The 7,158-nt window shown below is 67.6% G+C and carries 4 protein-coding genes; all 4 read left to right on the plus strand.

Annotated elements, in window-relative coordinates; translation table 11 throughout:
* Positions 1–787 (plus strand): hypothetical protein (locus tag ACU0BR_RS05205; RefSeq protein WP_446155785.1); only part of this gene is annotated, 787 nt, incomplete at its 5' end.
* Between the two features lie 28 nt (positions 788–815).
* Positions 816–1,376, plus strand: a complete 561-nt coding sequence (locus ACU0BR_RS05210) for a hypothetical protein (RefSeq protein WP_446155786.1) — start codon at positions 816–818, stop codon at positions 1,374–1,376.
* A gap of 2 nt (positions 1,377–1,378) precedes the next feature.
* The gene (locus ACU0BR_RS05215) at positions 1,379–3,883 is read left to right on the plus strand and encodes a transglycosylase SLT domain-containing protein (protein WP_446155787.1); all 2,505 of its coding nucleotides are present in this window, start codon (positions 1,379–1,381) and stop codon (positions 3,881–3,883) included.
* On the plus strand, positions 3,876–7,158 hold a 3,283-nt coding region (locus ACU0BR_RS05220; RefSeq protein WP_446155788.1), incomplete at its 3' end, for a hypothetical protein. The genes ACU0BR_RS05215 and ACU0BR_RS05220, both read left to right, overlap by 8 nt.

Here is a 7,158-nt window from a genome sequence, read left to right on the forward strand (position 1 = left end):
CGACGTGTCGCTTCTCGGCGCGCATCTTGTCCAGGACGTGCGCGACATGGCGATCCAGCGGGCGGAGAAGTCGACCAGCGGCAACCTGAAATCCATCGTCCTGGAAAACGGCGACGCCCGGCTCGTCACAATCCTGCGCGAGCAGGACATCATGGCTTATGCGCGTTTGACCAGCGGCGATGCCGATTTCATCGCCACGTCCGTCAACGGGCGAAACGAGATGATGTTCCTTGCCGAACGGGCGGACGGTCGGCGTCTGGAGCGGCTGGAAAGCGATCTCTTGCTGGACGAGGCGACCGATTTCTCGTTCGGGTCGCCGTCCGACACGGTGACGGGTCTTTCCCGTTTCAACGGTCGCGAGATCTGGGTTGTCGCGGACGGTCACGTCCTGGGGCCTTTCACGCCGTCGGGCGGCAGCGTGACATTGCCGCTTGCCGTGTCTTCCGGATACGTCGGGACCTGGTCTCCGCCGGTCGCGACCACATTGCCGCCGCCGCGCGACATCGGCCCGAACGTGGTGCTGAAACGCCGCGCACGGCTTCATTCCGCTCATATCTCCGTTATCGACACAACCAGCCTGGCGGTCATGGACCGGGGCGCGTTGCGCGATATCCCGCTACGGCGCACGGGCCTGACGGCCGATGTGCCGGAGCTGCAGCAGGGTGTCACCGACACGATCACGGTGCGGGGGCTTGCCGGCTTCGGGATGGAGCCGAAACTGACGATTTCGCAGATCCGCCCCGGCCGGCTGACCGTGCGGTCGGTGACGCTGGAATACGCGCTGTAGGCTGGTCGCATGATCAAGGGGAACGCTTATGGAACTGGCAATTGCGGCCATTGCGAAAGCGGGTAGCGCGCTCGGCTTGAGCGGCGCGGGCGCTGCGGCCGGCGGCGCGGCCGGCGCTGCGGGCGCGGCCGGCGGGTTCGGCTCGACGGCGCTCACCATCCTGCAGGGTGGCGCCACCGCGCTGTCGGTCCTCGGCCAATTGGGCGCGAGCGCATCCGCCGCGCGGCAGTCGGAAACGGCGGCGCTGCAGGCGGACCTGCAGGCGGGTCAGGAAAAGGTGCAGGGCACCCAGCAGCAAACCCGAATGAAACAGGAGTTGATGCGCATCCTGGGCGAAAACCAGGTGGCGACGGCCGCGGCCGGCATCGACATCACGGCCGGCATCGGCCAGCAAGCCAACGACGCCGCGAAGCGTCGCGCCGCAAGCGAACTGTCGATCAGTCGCCAGAACACCGACCTGCAGTCGGCCCTTTATCGCGTGCGGGCAAGCGGCTTGCGCGCGAAGGCGCGCGGCGAGCGGGCCGGGGGGCTGCTCGGCGCGATCGGGACGGGCGTCGGGTACGGCATCGACATCGCGGCGAGGGGCTGAGCATGGCAAACCGTCAATCCCGCGATCCCGGCCGATATGCCGAATTCGACGCCCGCGCCCGCGTCGATGGCGTGCCGGATTTTGCCGTCGACACCGGCGCGGGCGCGCGGGCGCTCGCCAATGTCGCCGGGTCCCTGTCCTCGCGGCTCAAGGCGCTCGCCGACCAGGCGGCGGCGCGCGAGGGTGCGCTTGCCGGTCTCTCCGCCGGGCAGCGCGGCGCGGCCGGCTACCTGCAGGCGCGCGCAGCGGAGACCATTGCGGAAGAGCGACGCGGTCCGCCCGATCGCGCGCAGGTCAACGCGCCGCCGGCCGTACGCGACGCCATCGTCGCGGCGGCGCAAAGGCATGGCGTCGATCCTGGCGCGATGCTGACGATCGCGGGGATCGAAAGTTCGTTCAATCCGAAGGCGAAGAACCCGAAAAGTTCCGCGGGCGGGGTGTTTCAGTTCATCGACGAGACGGCAGCGGCCTACGGGCTCAAGGACCGGTACGACCCGGTGCAGGCGGCCGACGCGGCGGCGCGGCTGGCGCGCGACAATACGGCCGCCCTGCGCAAGGTGCTGGGGCGCGACCCGACGGCCGGCGAGCTTTACCTGGCGCATCAGCAGGGCGCGGGCGGCGCGTCCAAGCTGCTCGCCAGCCCGAATGCGCGGGCGGTCGACGTGCTGGGCCGCGACAAGGTGCTGCTCAACGGCGGCACCGAAACCATGCTGGCGCGCGACTTCGCCAACGAGTGGATTTCGAAGGCGAACGGCGGCGGCAAGGTGTCGACGCGCTCCGGCCTGCCGCAATTGTCCGACGAACCGCTGCAGCTGCGCCGCGATGGCACAATTCGCGGCGAAGCCTTCGACACGGCGGCAACCCGCGCGTACGGCTGGCGTGTCGAGCAGGGGCTGTCCACCGATCTTTCCAACGCCTATGAGGAGTTGAAGGACGATCCCGCCGCCTTTTCCGCAAGGCTGGGCGAGATCCGCGATTACTACCTTCAGGACGATGCGCTCGCGGACCCGGAAGCGCGCGAGACCTTTGAGCGGGCATTCGCAGGGCGGGCGCGCGGCTACGCGCTCAATGTCGCGAGCCGGCAGGAAGCCCGGCTAAAGGCCGAGGAAGCGGCGGCTGTCGCCGAAGGGCTTGATGCCCGCGCCGTCGATATCGAGCGACAGGCGCATGCGCTTGGCGCCAATCCGGAAGGCGACGCAATCCTTGCCGACCAGCTGGCGCGGTCAAGCCGTGCGGTCGATGCGGCAGTGGAAGCCGGCACGCTGTCGCCCGCGCAGGGCGCGGCGCAGAAATCGCGGATGGCCGAAACGGCGGCGCGCGCCCGTGTTCAAGGCGTTTTCGACAATCTCGCCTCGCCCGGCGAGAAGGAGCAATTCGCGCTGTCGCTGCTGGAGGACTGGCAATCCGGCGAGGGGCCTCTTGCGAAACTGCCCTTCGCCACCGTCAAGGCGCTGTCGCAAACGCTGTACCGCGACGCCCGCGCCGAGGCGAATGCCAGCGACGGCGCTGCCCGTGTCGAAAAGGCACGGATCAGGAGCTTGCTCGACGACGACGTGGCGTCCATCGAGGCGACGGGAAAGCCGCTGGATCTCGCCGAGGCCGGAGCCGACCTCGAAACCGTCCAGGCCGCGCTGACGCCGGTGGAATACGAGGCCTGGCAGGAGCGGCGGGACCTGGCGGGGCAGGTGTTCGAAGCCGTGAGCGGAATGGAAACGCTGTCGACGGGCGATATCGAGGCGCGACTTTCCAGCCTTGCGCCGGTTGCGGGGGAGGCCGGTTTCGCGAATGGCGAACGTGTCCTTGCCGCCGCGGAGAAGCGGGCGCGCGAGATTGGCCGTCTGCGCGAGCGCGATCCGGCGCTTGCCGTCGAGCAGGCGTTCCCGGGTGTGGCGGAAATCGCCGCCGAGGCGACGCCCGACGATCCGGACAGCCTGTTGGCCGTTGTCGACGCCAGACTTGGTGCGCAGGCGGCTCTTGAAATCCCGGAAATGGCGCGCCAGCCATTGACGCTGGCCGAGGCGTCCGATCTTGCGCGTTCTGTTGTCCGTGCGGGCGATGCGCGCGCGCAGTCACAAGCAATGCAGGATCTGGTCGGTCAGGTGCAGGGCGCCTACGGGCGTCATTCCGACGCCGTTCTGCGGCAGGTTCTGGAGGTGCAGGGCATCGATCGCCGGATGGCGGAGTATGGTGCGGGTCTGTTTTCGCGGATGAGCCGGGGTGATGTTCCGACAGCGGCGGACCGCCGCCAAGGCTCCACGCTTGCGGAAACCGCCGCCGCCGAGCGTGCGTCGACCTCGCCGCCCGATGCATTCGTCTTTCCGCCCTATCGCGCAATGCAACTTCTTCTCGACGAGCCCGCGCTGGCGCGTCAGTTCGATGAGAAATACGGCGCGGGCGCCGCCGAACGGGTTCTTTCCCAGCGGCGCGAGGACCCGTATCGCCGGAGGGTCGAGGGCGGGGTGGAATTCACCGACGAGACCGGCGAAGGGTTCATTCCCGATGAGTAACATTTTCGATCAGTTCGACGACGAAGAAGAAGACGTTCTCCGCGAGGCGCCCCCGCCGGGGCTTGCCGAGCGTTTCAGGCTGAATTTCGAGGCAGGATATCGGTCGAACACGATCCTTGGCGCTGTCGAGGACGCGAGCACGGAAACCAGGCGGCGCGACCGTCAGAAGTTCGACGAGCAAGTCGCCGCCTTCCCCGAGTGGTCCGGGTTCATGGAAGGCGCGGCCGCGCTTGGCGGGCAGGTCGCCGGCACGGCCGCCAGCGTCGAAAACTTTCTGCCCGTCGGTCTCGGCGGAAGGATTATCGCGACGGGCAAAACCGGGTTGACCGGTCTCTGGGCGCGGGTGTTTGCCGGCGCGGTGGACGGCGCGGCAGTCAACGCGGTGACGGATACGGCAATCCAGGGGATCGAGCAGGGCGCGGGTTTTCGTGAGGGGTTCGATCCTGTCCAGCTTCTCGCGGGAACGGCACTCGGCGGCGTGATCGGCGGCGCCGGTGGCGCGGTGGCGCGGGGCGTGGATGTTGTCGGCGAACGCCGTGCGGCCCGCGTGGCGGCGGAAGGGGAAACTGCAAATCCGTTCGACCGGTTCGACGAGCCGGCGGACGCCGTCGCGGAGACTGTCCCGGCGAAAGGCCAGCCCGACACATCGACGCAACCGGAGACGCCGGCGGATGTTACTTCCGCTACGGGCGCCGGCGCTGCAACGCCGCCCGCGACTGCAGCGTCGTCGACTGAAACGGTCTCGCCGCGCTTGCCGGAACGGGTTTCGGACGCCGCCGCCGCGCGATCCGCCGATGCAGATGCGACAATGCAGGTCGCCATCGAAAGGCCGGCCACGTCGCAGGCGCTGGGTGAGGCTCTGTCCGACCAGGCGACGATGGCCCGGCTTGACGATACGCCTGTGCGCTCGGCACAGGCGGCAGGTGAGCGCGTCGCGACGCAAGAAGCGCCCGCGCCTGCGCGACCCGACACCCTGCCGCGCACGGCCGGACAGGAATTCCTTGGCATCGAGCCCGCGCGCGCCTCGATGTTCGTGAGCAAGGGCACGCGGCGCCGTTCCTTTGGCGGGTCGTCCGGCGATCCGTCAGCCGGTCCGGTCGCTCGCGTGCGCGAAACCGCCGAGGAGCTTGCACGGCAGCTGGGCGTGGCGTCCACCCGTCAAGGCCGGATGACGAACCCTCGCGCGCTCGGGCTTTTCTACACCCGCTCCGGGGCGGTCCGCGTGCGATCTCTCGACGACTTCGACACGCTGACACACGAGTACGGGCACCATATCGACGCAAAGGTTCCGGCCGTCAAAGCGTGGATCAAGAAGCACTCCGAACGCCTGGGCCCGCTCGATTACGACCAGGTCGCAAAGCGCGACTACGAGGGCTTTGCCGAGTTCTTCCGCCTGTGGCTGACCAATCGCCCGTATGTCGTCGAGAACATGCCGGACCTTGCCGGCGAGTTCGGAAAATTGCTCGACGCCGACCCGAAGATCAGGGACGCGATCAACGCGGCGACGGAGGCTTACGACGCATTCATCCGCGCGCCGTCGACCGTCGCGGTTTCCTCAACCATCGTGTCCGCCCGGCAGAAGGGGTGGACGGAGACGGCGCGCAAGGAATTGCGCGAGCAGGGGGTGGGCGGCACGATTTCGGACGTGCTCGGCCGGCTCTACACGTTTTTCCTGGACGATCTCAACCCGCTGTCGCGCGCGGTGTCCTATCTGTCCGACCTGCACAAGGCCAACACGGGGAGGTCGCTAAATCTCAACATTTCCGGCGACGCCTACAAGCTGGCGCGCATGAGCCGCGGAGCCTTCTCCGCAGGTCACATGGACGTGATGTATGGCGTCGCGCCCTATCGCGGGCTCAACCCGGAAACACCGTCCCTGCGCGATGCGATCGTCGAGGCGACGGGCAAGCCGAACGCTTTGTCAGGCTGGGACGATGCCAAGGTGCAGGAGTTCGGGTCCTATCTGTGGAGCCGCCGCGCTTTGGGCGAATGGGAGCGGTATCGTGCGGGGCGGATCCCGCGCGCGCCGGACAAGCTGACGATGGGCGATCACCAGACCAACGTCCGGGAGCTTGAGGCCGCAAATCCGCAATTCAAGACCGCCGCCGAGAAGGTCTATGAATGGAACCTGGCGCTTTGGAAAAAGAAGCTGGACGCGGGTCTGATCACGCCCCGCGTCTATGAGGAGGGCCTGCAGATCGTCGACTACGTGCCGGGCCTGCGCGACTTTTCCAGCGCGACGGACGAGAAGGCGCCATCCGGCAAACCGCGGCGCGGCAAGGATCTCAAGTACGGCGTGTCGCGCCGGTTTCAGGGGTCGAAACGCGACGTGATCAACCCGCTCGAAAGCCTGGCTGCCGACGCCTATGAAACCGCCATGACGATTGCGCGCAACGACGTGATCAAGGCGCTTCATCGTCTGGCGAAGACGGCCGGTCTCGGCGGGTCGCGCATTGCCGAGGAAATCCCGGTCTCACAGCTGTCCGCCACGATGGTCGATCCGCTGGAGGCCGTCGAAACGGCCGCGCGCAATGCCGGGCTTTCAAAGCCGGATATCGTGTCGCTGCGCGATGCGCTCGAAGGCGCGATCGGCGACGAGAAGGTCGCTATTTTCCGGCCCGCCATGATCAGCGACAAGGGCGAGCCGATCGTGTTTTTCCGCGACGGGGGCGACCTCAGGGCTATGCGGCTGGCAGACGGCGATTTCGGTCGCGAGATGTACCGCGCGCTCACGTCCATGTCGCAACAGGAGCGCAATTTCTGGGTGGAGCTTGTCGCGATGCCCGCGCGCGTCCTGCGCCTTGGCATCACGACGAGTTTCGATTTCATCGGCGCAAACTTCATCCGCGACCAGACCATGGCGTGGGTCTATTACGGCAAGCCGCTTCGCCGTCTCGCCGCATCCCTGCGCGGCGGGGCAGATGACGTCATGGGCTCGGAAACGGCCCGGCGATATTCCCGCGCCGCCGGGATCACTGGCGGGCAGGAAACCGCCAGTCTGGCGAAGGTGCGCGCCGAGCGGGACATTTCCCGCCTGTCGCGCAAGGGGTGGGCCGCGCAACGGCTGACGTCCTTTCGCGGCGTGCTGGAAACGGTCGAAATCGCGGAAACCGCTTCGCGAATGGGCTTGTTCCGAACCTTCCACAAGGAAGCGCGGGCGCGCGGTCTCGATGACATGGAAGCCGCGCTGGAGGCGAGCTTTCGCGCTCGCGACTATCTCGACTTCGACCGGCGCGGATCGGGCATGACGGCGCTGTCCCGGGTCATTCCGTTCC

The sequence above is a fragment of the Brevirhabdus sp. genome, from assembly GCF_052826345.1.